Origin of the sequence: Pseudomonas sp. NY5710 (assembly GCF_013305665.1) — a bacterium.
Classification (GTDB): domain Bacteria; phylum Pseudomonadota; class Gammaproteobacteria; order Pseudomonadales; family Pseudomonadaceae; genus Aquipseudomonas; species Aquipseudomonas juntendi.
Map to the genome: position 1 here is coordinate 167,834 of NZ_CP045554.1, position 20,307 is coordinate 188,140.

Consider the following 20,307-nt stretch of genomic DNA (forward strand, 5'->3'; position numbering starts at 1 on the left):
CCGCGCCCGCAAGGGCCCCATCAACCGGGTAATGGCCGTGCCGGCTCTTTCCCGGCATCTTCCTACAGCGCATACTCAGGCGTTGGGCCTGCGTGCCTGCTGATCTTTGCCTATGCTGCTGCCTACCAACAAGGAACCAAAGTGACGAGGGACACCGCCATGTTCTACGTGCAACGCAATGCCGCCGGTGAGTTGCTGCGTGTAGAGGCAGCCGCTTTTGATGCGTTCACCGAGATGCTCCCAGCCGACCACGCCGATATTCAGGAATGGTTCGCTGATGATGTCGTGGAAAACAGCCTCAATCAGCTCAAGCAAAGTGACCTGGACATGATCCGCGTACTTGAAGACCTGATCGATGTGCTGACTGCCAAAGGGGTATTCAAGATCACTGACCTGCCGCCGGGGGCACAGGCCAAGCTCCTGAACCGCGCTACCGCGCGCAAGGCCCTCAGCAGCCTGAATAACCTGATCGACGAAGATGAGCAGGGCGGGTTGATCTGAGGCTGTGACGCCTCGGTTGCGATGCTATTAATATTCCATAACGGTATTTAAAATATCCTGTTTATGACTTTATAGTTGATTCCACTGCGTACCCGTCGACCAATCGATGCGCCGCACGACTTGAACCCACACGGGAAATCCCCGTGCGTTTCTGATCGTTGCGCGAATTGAAGTCGCGCACTGCGTGGGAGTGAATAATGTCAGCCGCCTCGAACGCATTGTCGATCATCGACAGCGCCCAGCCGCAACCCTTCGAAATCCACCCGTTCGCCGGAGCCACCGGTGCCGAAATCATCGGCCTGGATCTGGCCAGGCCTGTCAACGCCGAGGATTTCAGCCGAATCCATCGTGCCCACCTCGACCATCATGTGCTGGTGTTCCGCGACCAGCGCATCAGCCCGGAACAGCAAATAGCCTTCAGCCGACGTTTCGGCGAATTGCAGATCCACGTGCTCAAGCAGTTCCTGCTTGCTGGCCACCCCGAGATCCTGATCGTTTCCAATATCATCGAAAACGGCCAGCACATCGGCCTGGGTGACGCCGGCAAGTTCTGGCACTCGGACCTGTCATACAAGGAACTGCCTAGCCTGGGTTCCATGCTGCATGCGCAGGAGTTGCCCAGTGAAGGTGGCGACACCCTGTTTGCCGACATGCATAAAGCCTGGGACGCCGTGCCTGACGCCCTGCGCAAAGTGGTCGAAGGCCGCAGCGCCGCTCACTCGTACACTGCCCGCTACGCAGAAACCAAGTTTGAGGGCAACTGGCGCCCTACCTTGACTGCCGAGCAGTTGGCTCAGGTGAAGGAGGTTATCCACCCGGTGGTGCGTACCCACCCGGAAAACGGCCGTAGGGCGCTGTTTGTCAGCGAAGGCTTCACCACTCGCATTGTTGGCCTTCCAGACGACGAAAGCCGCGACGTGTTGCAACAGCTGTACGCCCTGAGCGTACTGGAGCAGAACCTCTATCGCCACCAGTGGCAGCCCCATGATCTGGTGTTCTGGGACAACCGCTCGCTGATCCACCTGGCTACCGGTTGCCCCTCCCACCTGCGGCGCAAGCTCTACCGCACCACCATCCAGGGCGATGCCCCTTTCTGAAGACTGAGGAAACCATCATGCGCAAACCCATCAGCCGCCTGGCGGCAAGTATCGGCCTGGGCGTTAGCCTGGTCGTCAGCAGTCTGGCAGCCCCTGCCGTGGCACGAGCAGAAGGCAAGATCCGCATAGCCGAGCAGTTTGGCATCGTCTACTTGCTGCTTAACGTGGTACGCGACCAGCACCTGATCGAGAAGCACGGCAAAGAGCAGGGCATCGACATCGAAGTCGACTGGGCCCAACTGTCGGGTGGTTCGGCCATCAACGACGCTTTGCTGTCTGGCTCGGTGGACATCGCCGGCGCCGGCGTCGGCCCGCTGCTGACCGTCTGGGACCGCACCAAGGGTCGGCAGAACGTCAAGGCCGTGGCTTCGCTGGGCAACTTCCCGTATTACCTGGTCAGCAGCAACCCCAATGTGAAGACTATTGCCGACATTTCCGATAAAGACCGCATCGCGGTGCCGGCGGTAGGCGTTTCGGTGCAGTCGCGCTTCCTGCAGTACGCCGCTGCCCAACAGTGGGGCGATAAGGAATACAACCGGCTCGACAAGTTTACCTTGGCGGTACCGCACCCAGACGCCACTGCCGCGTTGCTGGCCGGCGGCACCGAACTGAACGGACACTTCTCCAATCCGCCGTTCCAAGACCAGGTACTGGCCAACAAGAACGTGCACGTGGTGCTCAACAGCTATGACCTGCTCGGCCCCAACTCGCCGACGTTGCTGTTTGCCACCGAAAAATTCCGCAAGGACAACCCAAAAACCTACAAGGCCTTTGTCGACGCCCTGGCCGAAGCGGCAGACTTCGCCCAGAACGATAAGGCAGCTGCTGCCGATACCTACATCCGCGTGACCAAGGCCAAGATCGACCGCGACGCGCTGATCAAGCTGATCGACAACCCGCATACGAGTTCACAATCACGCCAAAGAATACCTACAAGCTGGCCGATTTCCTGTATCGGGTCGGCGCCATCAAGCACAAGCCCGAATCGTGGAAGGACTATTTCTTCCAGGATGAACGCCCGTTGCAGGGGAGCTGAGCGATCATGACCGCCCCTTTGCCAGGCCACGCGGCCAGCAACCTGAGCCGTGTCGCCACTCCGCCTTTGCTCAAGGTGGACAACCTCAGCCTCGAATACCGCACCGCGCAGCGCGTGGTGCGCGCTACTCACCAGGTCAGCTTCGAAGTCGACCTTGCCGACCGTTTTGTGTTGCTCGGGCCGTCCGGTTGCGGCAAGTCCACCTTGCTCAAGGCAGTAGCCGGGTTCATTGCGCCCGAGGAAGGGCAGATGCTGTTGCAGGGCCAGGCGATCCGCGGCCCAGGGCCTGACCGTATTGTGGTGTTCCAGGAGTTCGACCAGCTGCCACCGTGGAAAACGGTCAAGCAGAATGTCATGTTCCCGCTACTGGTGTCGGGCCAGCTAACACGTGCCGAGGCCCAGGAGCGAGCGCTGCATTACCTTGACAAGGTCGGCCTGGCGGCTTTCGCCGATGCCTACCCACACACTTTGTCGGGCGGCATGAAAGCTCGCGTAGCGATTGCTCGCGCCTTGGCCACGCAGCCGAAGATCCTGCTGATGGACGAGCCGTTTGCTGCTCTGGACGCCCTGACCCGGCGAAAGATGCAGGAAGAATTGCTGTCGTTATGGGAGGAAGTCCGCTTCACCTTGCTGTTCGTGACCCACTCTATCGAAGAAGCACTGGTGGTCGGCAACCGCATCCTGTTGCTGTCGCCCCACCCAGGGCGGGTGCGTGCTGAGGTGCACAGCCATCAGTATGACCTGGGCAGCTTGGGCGGGAGTGACTTCCAGGCCAGTGCCCGGCGTATCCACCGCTTGCTGTTCGACGAGGCGGATAGGCCCGAGCCGCATGAAGGCCTTGGCTTCAACGATATTCGCGTTGCTTACTGAAGGAGTCTCAGCCATGACCACTACCCCTTTACGCCGGGCATATGAAGTGCAACTGCAGCCCCTGCTCAGTGTGCCTGTGGAGCGGCAATTACCCTTGGCCCAGCGCCTGTGGCAGCAGGGCTGGCTGCGCAAGGCGGCACTTCTGTTGGTTATCGCCGTACTCTGGGAGGCGGTCGCCCGCTACCAGAGCAATGACTTGCTGCTGCCTGGCTTCTTGCAAACCGCCGCGGCCCTCTGGGACGGCCTGGTCAGTGGCGAGCTGCTGGCCAAGGTCGGGGTTTCGCTGGTAATCCTGATCAAAGGGTATGTGCTGGGTATCGTCCTTGCCTTCGGCCTGACCAGTCTGGCCGTTTCGACCCAATTGGGGCGTGACTTGCTGGGCACGCTGACCTCGATGTTCAACCCACTGCCGGCCATCGCGCTGTTGCCACTGGCCTTGCTGTGGTTCGGCCTGGGTGATAACAGCTTGATCTTCGTGCTGGTGCATTCTGTGCTCTGGGCGCTGGCGCTCAACACCTACGCTGGGTTCCTGGGCGTGTCCGAGACCCTGCGCATGGCCGGCCGCAACTATGGCCTCAAAGGGCTGCGGCTAGTGCTGTACATCCTGGTGCCGGCGGCGTTGCCATCGATCCTGTCGGGTTTGAAGATTGGCTGGGCATTTGCCTGGCGCACCCTGATCGCTGCTGAGCTGGTGTTCGGGGCCAGCAGTGGCAAAGGCGGGCTTGGCTGGTACATCTTTCAGAATCGCAACGAGCTGTATACCGACAAGGTGTTTGCCGGGTTGGCGGTGGTGATCCTGATTGGTCTGCTGGTAGAAGGACTGGTGTTCAATACCCTTGAGCGGCTGACCGTGCGGCGCTGGGGGATGCAGCGCTGACCTGTACCGGCCCGGACGCCGGCAAGCCAGCGCCCAGGGTCGGCGACAATCTTGCTTGCGGCGTTTGGCGTGCCCGAGCTGGCTTGACGGGGATAGGGGCAGTACAGGCTACATCTTCTGGTACTGCGCAGCCGCATTGCTCAGGGTTTTGCCAATCTCCTCACGCAACCCTATCGGCTGCTCCACCACCACCCCATCACCCTGGCTCAACAGCCACCAGCGCATCGGCCAGCCATCGCTGACCGTGGCTCGCAGCCGGTGCCCATGCTCAAGCGCCGTCAGCTGCATGTCGCTGCTCAGCGGCGCTTCGCGCAACTGCCGCGCCAATGCATCGCTGATCCACGCCACCAACTCCACGCCCTCCCCCTGGGCCGGTTGCAGTGCATCGCCGCGCAAGTGGGTCAGCAAGTCGAAATTACCGCGCAGTTCGCCCACGGCGCTGGCCGCCCAGTGCCAGCCGAACGGTATGCTCTTGTCATTGCGCTCCAGCGGAAAAATCAACGAAAGCTCATTCAGGTCGCGTTCAACGGTACGCTTGCTGACAGTGAAGCCCACGTCGCGCAGGCGCCACACCAGCTCGGCGCTGGTAATGCCCGGGGAGCGACTGGGTAGCTGACGCAGCAGCGCCCATTGGCGGCTGAGGGTGGCGCGAGTGGTGGCGAACGGCAAAAGATAACGTCCTTGTCTAGGCTTGCCGTCATAGCATGGCGGCAGGCGAGGGGCATGGCAATTGGCCACGCCCTGCTCAGATCAAGTAAGTCGCATTTGGTTGCCTGGTGCCGAATCGTTCGCGACAGGTTTTGACGTGACATCACGCAGAATCACGCCTCATCACAGCCGAAGGTTGGGGTTGTGCGTCGTTCAATGAGGATGAACATGTCTGCTGCCAGCAATATCCATTCGCTGCTTGCCCGCCTTTTGCCCGAACGGGTCATCGCCGCCCCAGCACCGGCCGGCAGGCGGCATCGGTTGTTCGCCGGGGTAGGCTTGCCCAGCCAGCGCTCGCTGCTGATCAACCGCCTGGATGAAGCCAGTGACCTGCAAGCGGTTTACGCCGACCTGCGCCACCAGGCGTTGCAAGGTAGCGTAGCGGCACTTAACGACCTGGGCTGGATCTGGCTCAACGGCAAGTATTGGCGCGCTGATACCGTGCTGGCCGGGCACCTGTTGCGCATGGCGGCGCTGCAGGGCCATGCTGCCGCGTGGTTCAACCTTGGCCAGCAGCATTACTTCGGCAAGGGCGTCGACCCCTCCTATACCCAGGCGGCGGATTGCTACCGGCAGGCCTTCGAGCGCGGCATGCTGCATGCCGCGGCGGCGTTGGGTGACCTGTATGAAGAAGAAGTGTGCGATGGCGAGCAGCAATGGCAGGTAGACCTGGTGCAGGCCTACCAGTGGTTCATGCGCGGGGCCGAGCGTGGCGAAGCGCGTTGCCGCTTCGAGGTGGGTTATCGCTTGATGCACGGGTTGTACGTGGAGCCCGACATCAAGGCCGCATTGTACTGGCTGGAACTGGCGGCAGCCGCAGGGGTGGTACAGGCGGCCGAAGAGCTGGCGGTGCATTTCAGCAGCCGTGACGGCGTGCGCTACCTGCAGTGGCGCGACCGGGCCTTGCAGATGGGCAGTACGCTCGCCCTGACCATGAAGCTGGAAGACCAGATACACCCCTGATTCCCCCGCTCGCACAGGCGGCCACAGGCTGCAGTATGTGTGCAATACCTGTGGGAGCCGGCTTGCCGGCGATAGGGCCAGCACAGGCAATCCACCTCCAGCATGCACAACCATTCATCAATACCCCTCGTCACCCGCTGTTGACGACAGGGGGAGGTACGAGCGTATATTGATAGTTAGCAAACTATGAATATGCCTGGATACTGTTCATGTCCCTTGATCTCCTGCGCCTGCAGGTCAGCAGTGGCATGGTAGTTGCGGCTCGCCATTGGCGGCGCATCTGCCATTGCGCGTTGACCGGTTACGGCATCTCCGAGGCCTGCGCTGCGCCGCTGCTGATGATCGTGCGCCTCGGCGACGGTGTGCATCAGGTGGCGGTGGCCCAGGCAGCCGGCCTGGAAAGCCCGTCACTGGTACGCCTGCTCGACCAACTGTGCAAGGCTGGCCTGGTCTGCCGCAGTGAAGACCCCCTCGACCGTCGTGCCAAGGCCCTTAGCCTCACCGCTGAAGGCCGCCGTTTAGCCGAAGCCATCGAAGCCGAGCTGGTGCGTTTGCGTAAGGATGTGCTGCAAGGCATCGATCAGGCTGATCTGGAAGCTGCCTTGCGCGTGCTGCGCGCCTTTGAAGCTGCCGGCCTGGGCGGTGCAGGCGGGGTGGCATGAACGGCTTCTTCAGCTCGGTCCCCCCGGCGCGGGACTGGTTCTACGGTGTGCGCACCTTCGCGGCCTCGATGATCGCCCTGTACATTGCCCTGCTTATGCAGTTGCCGCGACCCTACTGGGCCATGGCCACGGTGTACATCGTTTCCAGCCCATTCGTTGGCCCAACCAGCTCCAAGGCGCTGTACCGTGCCGTGGGCACCTTGCTCGGTGCCGGGGGGGCGGTCCTCCTGGTGCCACCGCTAGTACAGTCGCCATTGCTGCTGAGCATTGCCATCGCCCTGTGGACCGGCACCCTGCTGTTCCTTTCGCTGAACCTGCGCACGGCCAACAACTACATGCTGATGCTGGCCGGCTACACCTTGCCGATGATCGCACTGGCGGTTGTGGATAACCCACTGGCGGTGTTTGACGTCGCGTCTTCCCGCGCCCAGGAAATCTGCCTGGGGATTGTCTGCGCAGCCGTCGTTGGCGCCATTTTCTGGCCTCGCCGGCTGGCCCCAGTGGTGGTCGGCGCCACCGGCAACTGGTTTACCGAGGCCCTTAACTACAGCGATACCTACCTGGCCCGCGCTGGCAGCACCGACAAGGTCGGCGGCATGCGCGGGGCGATGGTCACCACCTTCAACTCGCTGGAGCTGATGATCGGCCAGCTCGGCCACGAAGGGGCTGGACCGCACACCCTGAAAAACGCCCGTGAGCTGCGTGGGCGGATGATTCACCTGCTGCCGGTCATCGATGCGCTCGATGATGCGCTGGTTGCACTGGAGGGCCGCGCCCCGGCCCAGTTCGCCCAGTTGCAGCCTGTGCTCGCCAGCGCTCGCGAATGGCTGCAAGGGACTGCCGCCAGCGCTTCTGTCGCCCGCTGGGCTGCGCTGCACGAGCAGATCGAGCGCCTGCAGCCCGCTGCCGCCATGCTCGACCAGCGCGCCGAGCTGCTGTTATCCAACGCCCTGTACCGGCTGACCGAATGGGCCGACCTGTGGCAGGACTGCTGCACCTTGCAACATGCCCTGCGCACCGACGATGCCAAGCCCTGGCGGGCCGTGTACCGGCACTGGCGCCTGGGCCGCCTGACACCGTTCTTCGACCGTGGCCTGATGCTGTACTCGGTGGCCACAACCGTGCTGGCGATCATCGTCGCTTGTGGCCTGTGGATTGGCCTGGGCTGGAACGACGGCGCCAGCGCGGTAATTCTCGCGGCCGTGTCGTGCAGTTTCTTCGCGGCCATGGACGACCCGGCACCGCAGATCTACCGGTTCTTCTTCTGGACCTTGCTGTCGGTGATCTTCTCCAGCCTGTACCTGTTCCTGGTGCTGCCCAACCTGCACGACTTCCCGATGCTGGTGCTGGCCTTTGCCGTGCCGTTCATCTGTGTCGGGACCCTGACCGTGCAACCGCGTTTTTACCTGGGTACGTTGCTGACCATCGTCAACACCTCGACCTTCATCAGCATCCAGGGCGCCTATGACGCTGACTTCTTCACCTTCCTGAATTCCAACCTGGCCGGCCCCGTCGGCCTGCTGTTCGCCTTCATCTGGACCCTGGTCATGCGCCCCTTTGGGGTAGAGCTGGCTGCCAAGCGCATGACCCGCTTCGCCTGGCGCGACATTGTCGAAATGACCGAACCGGCGACCCTGGCCGAACATCGCAAGCTTGGCGTACAGATGCTAGACCGCCTGATGCAGCACCTGCCGCGCCTGTCGCAAACGGGCCAGGACAGCGGTGTAGCGCTGCGTGACCTGCGTGTTGGGTTGAACCTGCTCGACTTGCTGGCCTACCTGCCGCGCGCTGGTCAGCAGGCCCGTGAGCGGCTCAATACCGTGGTTGCCGAGGTGGGTGCGCACTACGCCGCCTGCCTGCACGCTGGCCAGCGCCTGCATGCGCCGGCTGCGCTGCTGCGCAACATGGAGCGGGCGCGGCTGGCGCTGAACCTGGATGAACTGTACGAGCGTGGCGATGCCCGCACCCACCTGCTGCATGCGCTGAGCGGCCTGCGCCTTGCCCTGCTGCCAGGTGTGGAGGTGATGCTCGAACCCGCCGAACAACTGCAACTGCCTGCCGGCCTCGACGGAGCGCCCCTGTGATTGGTGAACTGGATATCAGCGGGGTGTTCCTGCCCACGCTGTTGGTGATGATGCTTGGCACCTACCTGCTGTTCCTTGGGCTGCACGCGGTGCTGGTGCGCATGCATTTCTACCGCCTGGTCTGGCACCGGGCGTTGTTCAACGTTGCCCTGTATGCCGTGCTGCTTGGCGCGGTGGACCACTTTTGCCGAAACCTGATGCTGCCATGAAAAAACCTTTGCTGACCCTGGGCCGTGTGGTCCTGACCTTGCTGGTAGTGACGTTCGCCGCCGTGCTCGTATGGCAGATGGTCGTCTACTACATGTTTGCGCCCTGGACGCGCGACGGCCATATCCGCGCCGACGTGATCCAGATCGCCCCCGATGTGTCGGGCTTGATCCAGAAAGTCGAGGTGCACGACAACCAGACCGTCAAGCGCGGCGACGTGCTGTTCACCATCGACCAGGACCGCTTCACCCTGGCCCTGCGCCAGGCCAAGGCCACCCTCGGCGAGCGCCAGGAAACCCTGGCCCAGGCCTCCCGCGAAGCGCAGCGCAACCGCAAGCTGGGCAACCTGGTGGCGGCCGAGCAACTGGAGGAAAGCCAGTCCCGCGTGGCCCGCGCCCGCTCGGCCGTCAGCGAGGCACAGGTGGCAGTCGATACCGCCCAGCTCAACCTCGACCGCTCGGTGGTACGCAGCCCGGTGGACGGTTACCTGAACGACCGTGCGCCGCGTAACCACGAATTCGTCACCGCCGGCCGCCCTGTGCTGTCGGTGGTCGACAGTGCCTCGTACCACGTCGATGGCTACTTCGAAGAAACCAAGCTTGGCGGCATCCACCTCGGCGATGCCGTGGATATCCGCGTGATGGGCGACAACACCCGCCTGCGCGGCCATGTGCAGAGCTTTGCCGCCGGTATCGAAGACCGCGACCGCAGCAGCGGCGCCAACCTGCTGCCAAACGTCAACCCGGCGTTCAGCTGGGTGCGCCTGGCCCAGCGTATTCCGGTGCGCATCGCGTTTGACGAAGTGCCTGAGGACTTCCGCATGATCGCCGGGCGTACCGCCACGGTGTCGATCATCGAGGGCCAGCACCCATGAAACAGCTCATCCTGGCTGGCCTGTGCCTGTCGCTGGGGGCCTGCATGATGGTCGGCCCCGACTATGAGGTGCCGAAGGACGCGGCGGTGCAACGCAGCGACCTCAATGGCCCGCTGCGCCAGGATGCCGACAGCGTGGTTTCGGCGCCGGTGCCCGAGGACTGGTGGCAGTTGTATCAGGATCGACGGCTGAACGAGCTGGTGCGCCAGGCCCTGAGTACCAATACCGAGCTGCGCGTAGCCGCGGCCAACATCGCCAAGGCCCGCGCCCAGGTCGAAGTGGCCGAGTCGCAAGGTGGCTTCAACGGCGGCGTAAAACTGGGTGCCCAGCGCTTGCAGGAGTCTGGCGAAGCGTTCCTGCAGCCTGAGAAGGTGCCGGTGGCCAACATTGGCGAGGCCATCATCAGCGCTTCGTATCAGTTCGACCTGTGGGGCACGTTCAAGCGTGGCACCGAGGCTGCAAAGGCCAATGCAGACGCGGTGCAGGCTGCTGCCGATACCGCCCGCATCACCTTGGTGGCCGACGTGGTCAAGGCGTATACCCAAGTGTGCTCGGCCAACGAGGAATACCACATCGCCCGCCAGTCGCTCGACTTGCAGGAGCAAAGCGTGAAGCTCAAACAGCGCTTGCGTGATGCAGGTCGTGGCGATGAAACCCAGGTCACCCGCTCACAGACCCAGTTCAAGTCCTTGCGCGCCGAACTGCCGCGCTTCAAGGCCGAGCGTGAAACCGGCCTGTACACCTTGGCTGCGTTACTGGCCAAACCGGTAGACCAGTTGCCCGCCGGCACCGCCGATTGTGCCGAGCTGCCGCACCTGAACCAGCTGGTCCCGGTGGGCGATGGCGCGGCCCTGCTCAAACGCCGCCCCGACGTACGCCAGGCCGAACGCCAGCTGGCCGCATCAACTGCCTCTATCGGGGTTGCTACCGGCGCGCTGTACCCGGACATCAGCATCGGTGCCCAAGTGGGCACCATTGGTATTCTGGAAAACCTTGGTGAGCCGTCGACCAACCGCTGGGGTTTCGGCCCGCAGATCAGCTGGAGCATCCCCACCAACGGCACACGCGCCCGCATTCGCATGGCTGAAGCCTCTACGCAAGCAGCCTTGGCGAATTTCGACGGCGTGGTGCTGAACGCCATCCGCGAGACCCAGACTCGCCTCGCGCAGTACAGTGCCCTGCTGGACCGGCGTGATGCGCTGGCCGAGGCAGAGAAGTCGGCCAAGGATGCGGCTGATCAGACGCACCGGTACTACCAAGCCGGGCGTGAGTCGTTCCTGGCGGACTTGCAGGCGACCCGCACCTATACCGACATGCGCGCGCAACTGGCAGCGGCCGATAGCCAAGTGGCGCTGGGGCAAATCGGCGTGTTCCTCGCCCTCGGTGGTGGCTGGAAGGACACCGCAAAGCCTTGAGGACCAATCGCAGGCAAGCCAGCTCCCACAGGTTCTCCGCTGCCCTCGAGCACTTTAGTTTCCTGTGCGAGCTGGCTTGCCTGCGATGAGGCCCTGACAGGCCAGCCCCTGCTGCAAAGCTGATGAGTAGCTCTATGAGCTGGCTTGCCTGCGATGAGGCCCTGACAGGCCAGTCCCTGCTGCAAGGCTGATGAGTAACCCTGTGGGCTGGCTTGCCGGCGATGAGGCTCTGACAGGCCAGCCCCTGCTGCAAAGCTGATGAGTAGCTCTATGGGCTGGCTTGCCTGCGCTGAGGCCCTGACAGGCCAGCCCCAGCTGCAAGGCTGATGAGTAACCCTGTGGGAGCTGGCTTGCCGGCGATAGGGCCCCCGCAGGCAACATCCGGTCAGAGCCAGATCGCATCCCAATGCGAATAATCCCCAGCCCTCGCAACAAGACCCGCCCGCTTGGGGTTCATGACGATATATCGCGCCACATCCTGCACATCCTCCTCACGCCGCACGGCCCGGTCATGAAACCCCTTCTGCCAGAGCTGGCCGCTTCGCCCTCGATGCCTGTTGATCATCATCGTGCTACGGGACTTCACCCTGCGCATCAGCCGCTTCAGGCTGGCCGGCCCAAGCTCGACCAACCAGTGGAAATGGTCAGGCATCACCACCCAGGCAAGCGATCGGGCGCTACCTTCCTCTTCAGCCTGGCGGAACTCGGCCACCAGCAAGCGGGCTGAGCGAAAGTCATTGAAGATTGGGGCTCTTGCCAGGGTGGTGCTGGTAAGCAAATACAACCGACGGGTTTCCGAAAACCGACCAAGCCGTAGCTGCTTTGAATGGGGGCGATCCATGTTCCCTGCCTCTTGAATAGTGGCTCAACAGGCTAGTGGGTAAGGACCTACCCGCGGTGAATCATTTGGTACCCGGTGTTTCCTGTGGCATCGGTGCCGCCTTAATCGCCGGCAAGCCTGCCGCCAGGTACCGTGCCATCTCGCGTGATCTTATTTGTACCAAGATTTTTCATGAAATCCGCCCAGCACCCTTGAGTGAAGCAAAGTGGAAGTGAACAATGTTCTCTTTCGCATTCCCTTCGAGACTGGCCATGAAAACCCGTTCCCGTCCGCTTGCCTGGCTGCCGGCTTTATTGCTCGGCACGGTGCTGGCGCTGTGCAGCGCTGCGGCACAGGCTGAAGCCCCCGCCGAGGCTACCAAGGCCCTGCACTTGCTTGACTACATTGGTGCTGACTACCCGCCAACCGTGAGTGACGGCAAGGTGATCGACAACGGCGAATACGACGAGCAGCGCGAGTTCGGCGCGGTACTGGCCGAACTGGTCAAAGGCCTGCCTGCAAATGCCGAGCACGCGGCACTGGCGAAGGGCGTGCAAGCGCTGCGCCAGGCCATCGACCAGCGTCTGGACGGCCCAGCGGTATCCAGGCAGGCCCGGCAACTGGGCGCACGCCTTGCGGTGGCTTATGAGGTGAGCCAAGCCCCGATAATCACCCCGGACCCGGCTCGTGGTGCTGCCCTGTACGCACAAAACTGTGCCATCTGCCACGGTGAAAGCGGCGCGGGCGATGGCCCGGCAGGCGTCGGCCTGGAGCCCGCGCCGGCCAACCTGCGCGACGTCGCGCGCCTTGACCAGTTGAGCCTGTTCGACCTCTACAACACCCTTGCCCTGGGCATCGACGGCACCGAGATGCCGTCCTTTGCCGACCAGCTGGACGACCGCCAGCGCTGGGACGTGGCGGCCTACATCGCCAGCTTCACCGCCAAGCCGGAAGCCGGCAAAGGCGACAAAAGCTGGAACATCGCCGACCTGGCCCGCCAGACCCCGGCCGAAATCGCCGCCAACGAAGGCACCGCGGCCGTGGAAGCATTCCGCGCCCAGCGTGCCCAGCCGCCGCAGGTCAAGCGTGGCCCTGCGCAATTGCTCGAATATACCGCCAGTACGCTCGGCAAAAGCCTGGCCGCTTACCGCGCAGGCGACCGCGACCAGGCCTATGACCTGTCGGTTGCGGCCTATCTTGAGGGCTTCGAGCTGGTAGAAAGCTCGCTGGACAACATCGATACCCAGGCGCGCAAGGCCACTGAAAAGACACTGATGGCCTACCGCCAGTCCTTGCAGGATGGCCTGCCCGTGGGCCAAGTCGAGCAGCGCCTGGGCGAAGCCAAGGTCAAGCTTGAGCAAGCGGCAAAGCTGCTGGGTAGCGACGGCCTGAGCTGGTCGCTGAGTTATGTCTCAGGCCTGCTGATTTTGTTGCGTGAAGGCCTTGAGGCGATTCTGGTGCTGGCGGCGATCCTGGCGTTCCTACGCAACACCGGCCAGCAGTCAGCGGTACGCAGCGTCAACATTGGCTGGGGCCTGGCGCTGGTCGCTGGCTTCGCTACCTGGGCGCTGGCGGCCTATGTGATCGATGTCGGCGGTGCCCAGCGTGAGTTGCTGGAGGGTTGCACGGCGCTGTTTGCGGCCGTGATGGTGCTGTGGCTTGGGGTATGGATGCACGACCGGCGCCACGCCGCTGCGTGGACGGACTACATCAAGAACAGCCTGGTCAGCGGTGGCGGGCGCTTTGGCTTCGCGGTGCTGGCGTTCTTCTCGGTGTACCGCGAGTTGTTCGAAGTGATCCTGTTCTATGAAACCTTGTGGCTGCAGGCGGGCCCTGCCGGGCACCAGGCGGTGCTGGCAGGCGGCGCCACGGCGCTGGTGCTGCTGGTGGGCCTTGCTTGGGTGATATTGCGCGGTTCGGCCAAGCTGCCCCTTACGCTGTTCTTCAGCATCAATGCGGCACTGCTGTGCACGTTGTCGGTGGTGTTCGCCGGGCATGGCGTGAAGGCGCTGCAAGAAGCCGGGGTGCTGGGCACGCGCCCGGTAGCGTTCTTTGAGTTCGATTGGCTGGGGATACATGCCGATGCCTACTCGCTGTCGGCGCAGGCGGTGGCGTTGCTGGCCATCGTGTTCCTGTACGGGCGCTCGCGTTTGGCTGAGAAGCGCAGGGCAATCGCCAACTGAAGGGGGCCGCGTTGCGGCCCATCGCCGGCAAGCCAGCTCCCACACCGACCGCATCGGGATCAAGCCATATGCAGTATCTGTGGGAGCTGGCTTGCCGGCGATGGGCTGCAGCGCAGCCCCTTGCGTTATCGGATCAGGCAGGCTGCGGCGCCTTGAGGATATTCTGCAGCAACTGCACACTTTCAACCGCGTCATGACCCAGGCTGGTCAGGTAGCCGCCATCCGGTTGATCGGTCAGCCCCTTTTCATGCAGGCGCTGCGCAGCGGCGATCAGGGCAGGGGATGCAGTGCTGGTTATCTTGATGCCTTCCTGGCTGCTGTCGTGCTTGAACAGCGCGAGTACTTCCATTTCATCGATAAGATCGGGGGTAAAAGGCATGGTAACTCCTGACTTCCAGACGAGGATTACGGCACTTTCTACGGTGCCTGATCTTCGAGTGTAGCCGGGTTATTCGTCCTCGCCTTGATCCATCTCAGGTGGCAGCTCGGGCAGCGCACGCAGGGCATTTTCATACCACTCGCCGTTGAAGGAGCGGTCTTCTGCCAGCATGTTGTCAATCTCGTAGGCCAGCACATGGGCCATCACGTTGAGAATGTCTTCACGTTTCCAACCAATCAGGGTCAGCTTGTTGAAAGTGGCCTTGGCCGCCGGCGGCTCGCCGCTTTCGATCTGGTTTTCGATGGCTTGGGTCAGCGTTGCCTCGGCGAAGGCTTCGTCGTCGTCATTGTCGAGGTCGGTGGGCTCGCTCATTGGCGGTACTCCTGTGGTGGGATGCACAGTGTGCCACGCCTGTAGCGGCAATGCCCGGGCATTGACGAGGTGCATGACGCTGGTCAGGAACAGGCTTACGGTCTATAAAAGCCGAGCCAAACCCCTTACGGCCCGGAGGCTGTTACCTCATGCTCAAGCTTCATGGATTCTCGGTCAGCAACTACTACAACATGGTCAAGCTGGCGCTGCTGGAAAAAGGCCTGCCTTTCAAAGAGGTCACCTTCTACGGCGGCCAGGCGCCAAAGGCGCTGGAAGTGAGCCCGCGGGGCAAGGTGCCGGTGCTGGAAACCGAACACGGTTTTCTCAGCGAAACCAGCGTGATCCTCGACTACATCGAGCAGACTCAGGGCGGCAAGGCGCTGCTACCGGCCGACCCGTTCCAGCAGGCCAAGGTACGCGAGTTGCTCAAGGAAATTGAACTGTACATCGAGCTGCCAGCCCGTACCTGCTACGCCGAGTCCTTCTTTGGCATGGCGGTAGAGCCACTGGTCAAGGATAAGGCACGTACCGACCTGCTGGCCGGCTTCGCCACGCTCAAGCGTAACGGGCGCTTTGCGCCGTATGTAGCGGGTGAGCAGCTGACGCTGGCAGACCTGATGTTCTGCTTCTCGGTCGATCTGGCTTATGCGGTGGGCAAGAAGGTGCTGAACATCGACCTGCTGGCGGACTTTCCGCAAGCCAAGGCGTTGCTGCAACTGATGGGTGAGAACCCGCACATGGCGCGGATCGTGGCAGACAAGGAGGCAGCGATGCCGGCCTTCATGGAGATGGTTCGCAGCGGTAAACGCTGAGCCTGGTGTTGAGCCCTTCGCGGGCACGCCCGCTCCCACTGTGGGAGCGGGCGTGCCCGCGAACGAGGGCGAAGCCCTCGCCTTGAAGCTTAGCGAGACGCCAACAGGGCTTTGCCACGAACAACGGCAGCCCGCACCTGCGCCGGCGCCGTACCACCAATATGGTCACGCGCATTCACCGACCCTTCCAGGGTCAGTACGGCAAACACATCCTGCTCGATCTGGTCGCTGAACTGGCGCAGTTCGTCCAGGCTCATCTCGGCCAAGTCCTTGCCGGTGTCCACCCCATACTTTACGGCATGGCCAACGATTTCGTGGCAGTCGCGGAACGGCAGGCCACGGCGTACCAGGTAGTCGGCCAGGTCGGTAGCCGTGGAGAAGCCACGCAGCGCCGCTTCACGCATGATGGCGTGCTTGGGCTTGATCGCCGGGATCATGTCGGCAAAGGCACGCAGCGAGTCGCGCAGGGTATCGGCAGCGTCGAACAGCGGCTCCTTGTCTTCCTGGTTGTCCTTGTTGTAGGCCAGCGGCTGGCCTTTCATCAGGGTCAGCAGGCCGGTCAAGGCGCCGAACACGCGGCCGGTCTTGCCACGTACCAGCTCGGGTACATCCGGGTTCTTTTTCTGCGGCATGATCGAGCTGCCGGTGCAGAAGCGGTCCGGCAGGTCGATGAACTGGAACTGCGCGCTGGTCCACAGCACCAGCTCTTCGGAGAAGCGCGAGAGGTGCATCATCGCCACGCTGGCTGCGGCGCAGAATTCGATGGCGAAGTCGCGGTCCGAAACGCCGTCCAGCGAGTTGCCGCCCACGGCCTCGAAGCCCAGCAGCTTGCAGGTCAGTTCGCGGTCGATCGGGTAGGTGGTACCGGCCAGTGCGGCGCTGCCCAGCGGCATGCGGTTGGTGCGCTTGCGGCAATCGACCAGGCGCTCGTAGTCGCGGCTGAGCATTTCGAACCAGGCCAGCAGGTGGTGGCCGAAGGTGACCGGCTGCGCGGTCTGCAAGTGGGTGAAGCCCGGCATGATGGTTTCGGCTTCGCGCTCGGCCTGCTCCAGCAGGCCCTGCTGCAGGCGGGTGATTTCGGCCAGGATCAGGTCGATTTCATCGCGCAGCCACAGGCGGATATCGGTTGCCACCTGGTCGTTGCGGCTACGGCCGGTGTGCAGCTTCTTGCCGGTGATGCCGATGCGGTCGGTCAGGCGTGCCTCAATGTTCATGTGCACGTCTTCAAGGTCGACGCGCCAGTCGAAGTTGCCGGCCTCGATCTCGGCCTGGATGGTTTTCAGGCCATCGATGATGGTGTCGCGCTCGGCATCACTGAGCACGCCGACTTGCGCCAGCATGCTGGCATGGGCGATCGAACCCATGATGTCGTGGCGGTACAGGCGCTTGTCGAAATCGACCGAGGCGGTGAAGCGGGCGACGAAGGCGTCGACGGGCTCACTGAAGCGGCCGCCCCAGGACTGATTGGTCTTGTCGGTGCTCATGGATTCACTCATTGCAGGCGTGAACGAAAAAGTGGCGCCGATAATAACAGGGTTGGGACGGCTGCCGCAGGGCGCCGGTCGACAGAAATGCCCGGAAAATGGCAGTGAATCATTTGAAGGAATGAACGGCAGTGTTCCACGGACCGTCTACAGTTGGACAGAAGACTGGCAGTGAATCTGCCGGCCGAGTGAATCTTTGGCCATCGCACCGGTCTAGAGCGTGACCGCAGTGTCGCTCGAACCACACCTGTCTACGCTATACCTGTGCGAGACTCATTCAGGAATCCAGCGCAATTATGAATGTCCTGATCGTTGATGACGAACCCCAATACCGTGACCGCCTTAGCCGGCTGCTCGGCGAACTGGAGGGTTACACCGTGTTGGAGCCCAGCGCTACCAATGGGGATGAGGCCCTGACCCTGATCGACAGCCTCAAGCCCGACGTGGTGCTGTTGGACATCGACATGCCAGGCCTGGACGGCTTGCAGGTTGCGGCCCGCCTGTGCGAGCGCGAGGCGCCGCCGGCGGTGGTGTTTTGCACCGAGGAAGGCCAATACGGTGCCGAGGCATTCAAGGACAGTACCCTCAGCCATGTCGCCAAACCTGTTCACCCTCAGGCGCTGCGGGATGCACTGCGCAAGGCCGATAAACCCAACCGGGCGCAACTGGCGGCGCTGACGCGGCCAGCCAATGAAGGCGGGGGGCAGCGCAGTCACATCAGCGCCCGCACCCGCAAAGGTATCGAGCTGATTCCGTTGGACAACGTGGTCTACTTCATCGCCGACCACAAGTACGTGACCTTGCGCCACGACGGTGGGGAAGTACTGCTCGACGAACCGCTCAAGGCGCTGGAAGACGAGTTTGGCGACCGCTTTGTACGTATCCACCGCAACGCCCTGGTTGCCCGGGAACGCATCGAACGCCTTCAGCGTACGCCCCTGGGGCACTTCCAGCTTTTCCTCAAAGGCCTGAACGGCGACGATGCCCTTACCGTAAGCCGGCGTCATGTGGCCGGTGTGCGCAAGATGATGCAGGCCCTCTGAAACGCTGCCTGCATGGCAAGAGCAGGGCCCTTGCTCGCCGGCAGGTCAGCCCCACTGTCAGGGTGCAGTGCCACCGGCTGTGAGGAACGTGTGGGTGCAGGGCAGCCCTGAAGGGGCCCTTAGCTGATCCACATCTGCAAGCGATACCGGCGATGCTGTTATGATCCATGGCATTTCTCTGGATCGGGGCGTTTCATGTCCACTCGCGAAATCCGCATTGCCACCCGTAAAAGTGCCTTGGCCCTGTGGCAGGCCGAATACGTCAAAGCCCGCCTCGAGCAGGCCCACCCTGGTCTGCTGGTGACCCTGGTGCCCATGGTCAGCCGCGGGGACAAGCTGCTCGACGCGCCGCTGGCAAAAATCGGTGGCAAGGGGTTGTTCGTCAAGGAGCTGGAAACCGCCCTGCTGGACAACGAGGCCGACATCGCCGTGCATTCGATGAAGGATGTGCCCATGGACTTCCCCGAGGGGCTGGGCCTGTACTGCATCTGCGAGCGGGAAGACCCGCGCGACGCCTTTGTCTCCAACCATTTTGCCAGCCTTGAAGCGCTGCCTGCCGGCAGCGTGGTGGGCACCTCCAGCCTGCGCCGCCAGGCCCAACTGCTCGCGCGTCGCCCGGACCTGCAGATCCGCTTCCTGCGCGGCAACGTCAACACCCGCCTGGCCAAGCTCGATGCCGGCGAATACGACGCCATCATCCTCGCGGCCGCCGGCTTGATCCGCCTCGGTTTCGAAGACCGTATCACCGCCACCATCAGCGTTGACGACAGCCTGCCTGCCGGTGGCCAAGGGGCGGTAGGCATCGAGTGCCGTAGCGCCGACCACGCGATTCATGCCTTGCTGGCGCCGTTGCACCACCGTGACACGGCTGACCGGGTGGTGGCCGAGCGCGCCATGAACAAACGCCTGAATGGCGGCTGTCAGGTGCCGATCGCTTGCTACGCGGTGCTGGAGGGCGACCAACTGTGGTTGCGCGGCCTGGTCGGCCAACCGAGTGGTGGCACCCTGCTGGTGGCCGATGCCCGGGCCCCCCGGGCAACCGCCGAGGCCCTTGGTATAGAGGTCGCCGAACATCTGCTGGGGCAGGGCGCTCAGGCCATCCTCAAAGAGGTCTATGGTGAGGCCGGCCATCCGTGAGCCAATGGCGCCTGTTGCTGACCCGGCCTGCCGAAGACTGTGCGGCGCTGGCGCAAAGCCTGGCGGTAGCGGGGGTGGCCAGCCACTGCCTGCCGTTGCTGGAGATCGAACCCGTGCAAATCCAGGCGGTGCAGCGCGCGTTGCTGCAGGGCCTGAGTGGCTTCCAGGCGATCATCGTGGTCAGCAAGCCAGCTGCACGGCTGTTGCTGGAACAGTTGGCCAACGCCAGCCTGCAGCCGCCCGTTCAAGGCTGGTTCACCGTAGGCGAGGCCACTGCCGCGGTGTTGCAGCAGGCGGGTCTGAGGGTGAGTTGCCCGCCACGTGGCGACGACAGCGAAGCGCTGCTGATGCTGCCGGCACTGCGCCAGGCGGTTGCCGTGCCAACAGCGCGTGTGTTGATCGTTCGCGGCGTTGGAGGTCGCGAACTGCTGGCAGAGCGTCTTGCAGAGCAAGGTGCTAGTGTCGAATATCTGGAACTGTATCGTCGCTGCCTGCCGGTTTACCCCGCAGGCACGCTGATGCGCCGCATCGAAGCGGAACGCCTCAATGGCCTGGTGGTCAGCAGTGGGCAGGGTTTGGAACATTTGCAGCAACTGGCTGGCGCCGATTGGCCACAGCTGGCCCGGTTGCCGTTGTTCGTGCCGAGCCCACGGGTAGCCGGGCAGGCCAGGGCCGCCGGGGCCCAACAGGTTGTGGATTGCCGTGGCGCCAGTGCCACGGCCTTGCTGGCAGCTGTGCAGTCTTGCGCTGCACCTGCCTCTTAAGGCGCTAAGCTGAACGCGA

The 20,307-nt window shown here is 62.9% G+C and carries 20 protein-coding genes and 1 pseudogene; 16 read left to right on the forward strand and 5 right to left on the reverse strand.

Features of this window, described 5'->3' with window-relative positions; translation table 11 throughout:
• Positions 1–159: 159 nt before the first annotated feature.
• The 5 genes and pseudogenes from GEV39_RS00680 to GEV39_RS00700 all read left to right on the forward strand — a co-directional run bounded on the left by GEV39_RS00680 (position 160) and on the right by GEV39_RS00700 (position 4,381).
• Positions 160–501, forward strand: a complete 342-nt coding sequence (locus tag GEV39_RS00680) for a hypothetical protein (protein ID WP_009682385.1) — start codon at positions 160–162, stop codon at positions 499–501.
• A gap of 197 nt (positions 502–698) precedes the next feature.
• Positions 699–1,598 (forward strand): TauD/TfdA dioxygenase family protein, encoded by a 900-nt coding sequence (locus GEV39_RS00685; protein WP_173887148.1) that lies wholly within the window; start codon positions 699–701, stop codon positions 1,596–1,598.
• A 17-nt stretch (positions 1,599–1,615) separates the two neighbouring features.
• Positions 1,616–2,634 (forward strand): annotated as a pseudogene (locus GEV39_RS00690) (ABC transporter substrate-binding protein).
• 6 nt (positions 2,635–2,640) lie between these two features.
• A complete protein-coding gene (locus tag GEV39_RS00695) occupies positions 2,641–3,504 on the forward strand; it encodes an ABC transporter ATP-binding protein (RefSeq protein ID WP_173887150.1) in 864 nt (287 codons plus the stop codon).
• Positions 3,505–3,517: 13 nt separating this feature from the next.
• Complete coding sequence (locus GEV39_RS00700) at positions 3,518–4,381, forward strand: ABC transporter permease (RefSeq protein WP_173887152.1); 864 nt, start codon at positions 3,518–3,520, stop codon at positions 4,379–4,381.
• Positions 4,382–4,489: 108 nt separating this feature from the next.
• On the opposite strand, the gene GEV39_RS00705 is transcribed toward GEV39_RS00700, so the two are convergent.
• Complete coding sequence (locus tag GEV39_RS00705) at positions 4,490–5,050, reverse strand: WCX domain-containing protein (protein ID WP_173887154.1); 561 nt, start codon at positions 5,048–5,050, stop codon at positions 4,490–4,492.
• 207 nt (positions 5,051–5,257) lie between these two features.
• On the opposite strand from GEV39_RS00705, the gene GEV39_RS00710 reads away from it, so the two are divergent.
• The 6 genes from GEV39_RS00710 (at position 5,258) to GEV39_RS00735 (ending at position 11,294) form a co-directional block, all read left to right on the forward strand.
• A complete protein-coding gene (locus GEV39_RS00710) occupies positions 5,258–6,052 on the forward strand; it encodes a tetratricopeptide repeat protein (protein ID WP_173887156.1) in 795 nt (264 codons plus the stop codon).
• A gap of 209 nt (positions 6,053–6,261) precedes the next feature.
• Positions 6,262–6,714: a MarR family winged helix-turn-helix transcriptional regulator gene (locus GEV39_RS00715; RefSeq protein ID WP_173887158.1), complete on the forward strand. Its 453-nt coding sequence runs from the start codon at positions 6,262–6,264 to the stop codon at positions 6,712–6,714.
• Positions 6,711–8,798 carry an FUSC family protein gene (locus GEV39_RS00720; protein ID WP_173887159.1) on the forward strand — a complete coding sequence of 696 codons (2,088 nt, stop codon included), beginning with the start codon at positions 6,711–6,713 and terminating at the stop codon, positions 8,796–8,798. Before GEV39_RS00715 ends, GEV39_RS00720 begins: the two co-directional genes overlap by 4 nt.
• Positions 8,795–9,007 (forward strand): DUF1656 domain-containing protein, encoded by a 213-nt coding sequence (locus GEV39_RS00725; RefSeq protein ID WP_009682394.1) that lies wholly within the window; start codon positions 8,795–8,797, stop codon positions 9,005–9,007. Before GEV39_RS00720 ends, GEV39_RS00725 begins: the two co-directional genes overlap by 4 nt.
• The gene (locus GEV39_RS00730) at positions 9,004–9,879 is read left to right on the forward strand and encodes an efflux RND transporter periplasmic adaptor subunit (protein WP_009682395.1); all 876 of its coding nucleotides are present in this window, start codon (positions 9,004–9,006) and stop codon (positions 9,877–9,879) included. The genes GEV39_RS00725 and GEV39_RS00730 overlap by 4 nt, the downstream gene beginning before the upstream one ends.
• The gene (locus GEV39_RS00735; RefSeq protein ID WP_173887161.1) at positions 9,876–11,294 is read left to right on the forward strand and encodes an efflux transporter outer membrane subunit; all 1,419 of its coding nucleotides are present in this window, start codon (positions 9,876–9,878) and stop codon (positions 11,292–11,294) included. Before GEV39_RS00730 ends, GEV39_RS00735 begins: the two co-directional genes overlap by 4 nt.
• A 385-nt stretch (positions 11,295–11,679) precedes the next feature.
• Here GEV39_RS00735 and GEV39_RS00740 read toward each other — a convergent pair whose 3' ends face one another.
• Complete coding sequence (locus GEV39_RS00740; protein WP_173887163.1) at positions 11,680–12,135, reverse strand: REP-associated tyrosine transposase; 456 nt, start codon at positions 12,133–12,135, stop codon at positions 11,680–11,682.
• 218 nt (positions 12,136–12,353) lie between these two features.
• Between GEV39_RS00740 and GEV39_RS00745 the strand changes: the two genes are divergently transcribed.
• Entirely contained in the window at positions 12,354–14,297 is a 1,944-nt protein-coding gene (locus GEV39_RS00745; RefSeq protein ID WP_173887165.1) for a cytochrome c/FTR1 family iron permease, read from the forward strand.
• Positions 14,298–14,430: 133 nt separating this feature from the next.
• Here the strand turns inward: GEV39_RS00745 and GEV39_RS00750 are convergent, their stop codons facing one another.
• Entirely contained in the window at positions 14,431–14,676 is a 246-nt protein-coding gene (locus GEV39_RS00750) for a TIGR02647 family protein (RefSeq protein WP_003255900.1), read from the reverse strand.
• A 69-nt stretch (positions 14,677–14,745) separates the two neighbouring features.
• Entirely contained in the window at positions 14,746–15,048 is a 303-nt protein-coding gene (locus tag GEV39_RS00755) for a hypothetical protein (RefSeq protein ID WP_173887166.1), read from the reverse strand.
• A 149-nt stretch (positions 15,049–15,197) separates the two neighbouring features.
• Between GEV39_RS00755 and GEV39_RS00760 the strand changes: the two genes are divergently transcribed.
• Positions 15,198–15,860 (forward strand): glutathione S-transferase, encoded by a 663-nt coding sequence (locus tag GEV39_RS00760; protein WP_173887168.1) that lies wholly within the window; start codon positions 15,198–15,200, stop codon positions 15,858–15,860.
• Positions 15,861–15,949: 89 nt separating this feature from the next.
• On the opposite strand, the gene argH is transcribed toward GEV39_RS00760, so the two are convergent.
• Positions 15,950–17,344 carry an argininosuccinate lyase gene (gene argH, locus GEV39_RS00765; protein ID WP_173887170.1) on the reverse strand — a complete coding sequence of 465 codons (1,395 nt, stop codon included), beginning with the start codon at positions 17,342–17,344 and terminating at the stop codon, positions 15,950–15,952.
• Positions 17,345–17,640: 296 nt separating this feature from the next.
• On the opposite strand from argH, the gene GEV39_RS00770 reads away from it, so the two are divergent.
• From GEV39_RS00770 to GEV39_RS00780, 3 genes are all read left to right on the forward strand, one after another.
• The gene (locus tag GEV39_RS00770; protein ID WP_173887171.1) at positions 17,641–18,387 is read left to right on the forward strand and encodes a LytR/AlgR family response regulator transcription factor; all 747 of its coding nucleotides are present in this window, start codon (positions 17,641–17,643) and stop codon (positions 18,385–18,387) included.
• A 195-nt stretch (positions 18,388–18,582) separates the two neighbouring features.
• Complete coding sequence (gene hemC, locus GEV39_RS00775) at positions 18,583–19,524, forward strand: hydroxymethylbilane synthase (protein WP_173887173.1); 942 nt, start codon at positions 18,583–18,585, stop codon at positions 19,522–19,524.
• Positions 19,521–20,288, forward strand: coding sequence for a uroporphyrinogen-III synthase (locus GEV39_RS00780; RefSeq protein WP_173887175.1), 768 nt, complete (start codon positions 19,521–19,523; stop codon positions 20,286–20,288). The genes hemC and GEV39_RS00780 overlap by 4 nt, the downstream gene beginning before the upstream one ends.
• Positions 20,289–20,307: the final 19 nt, after the last annotated feature.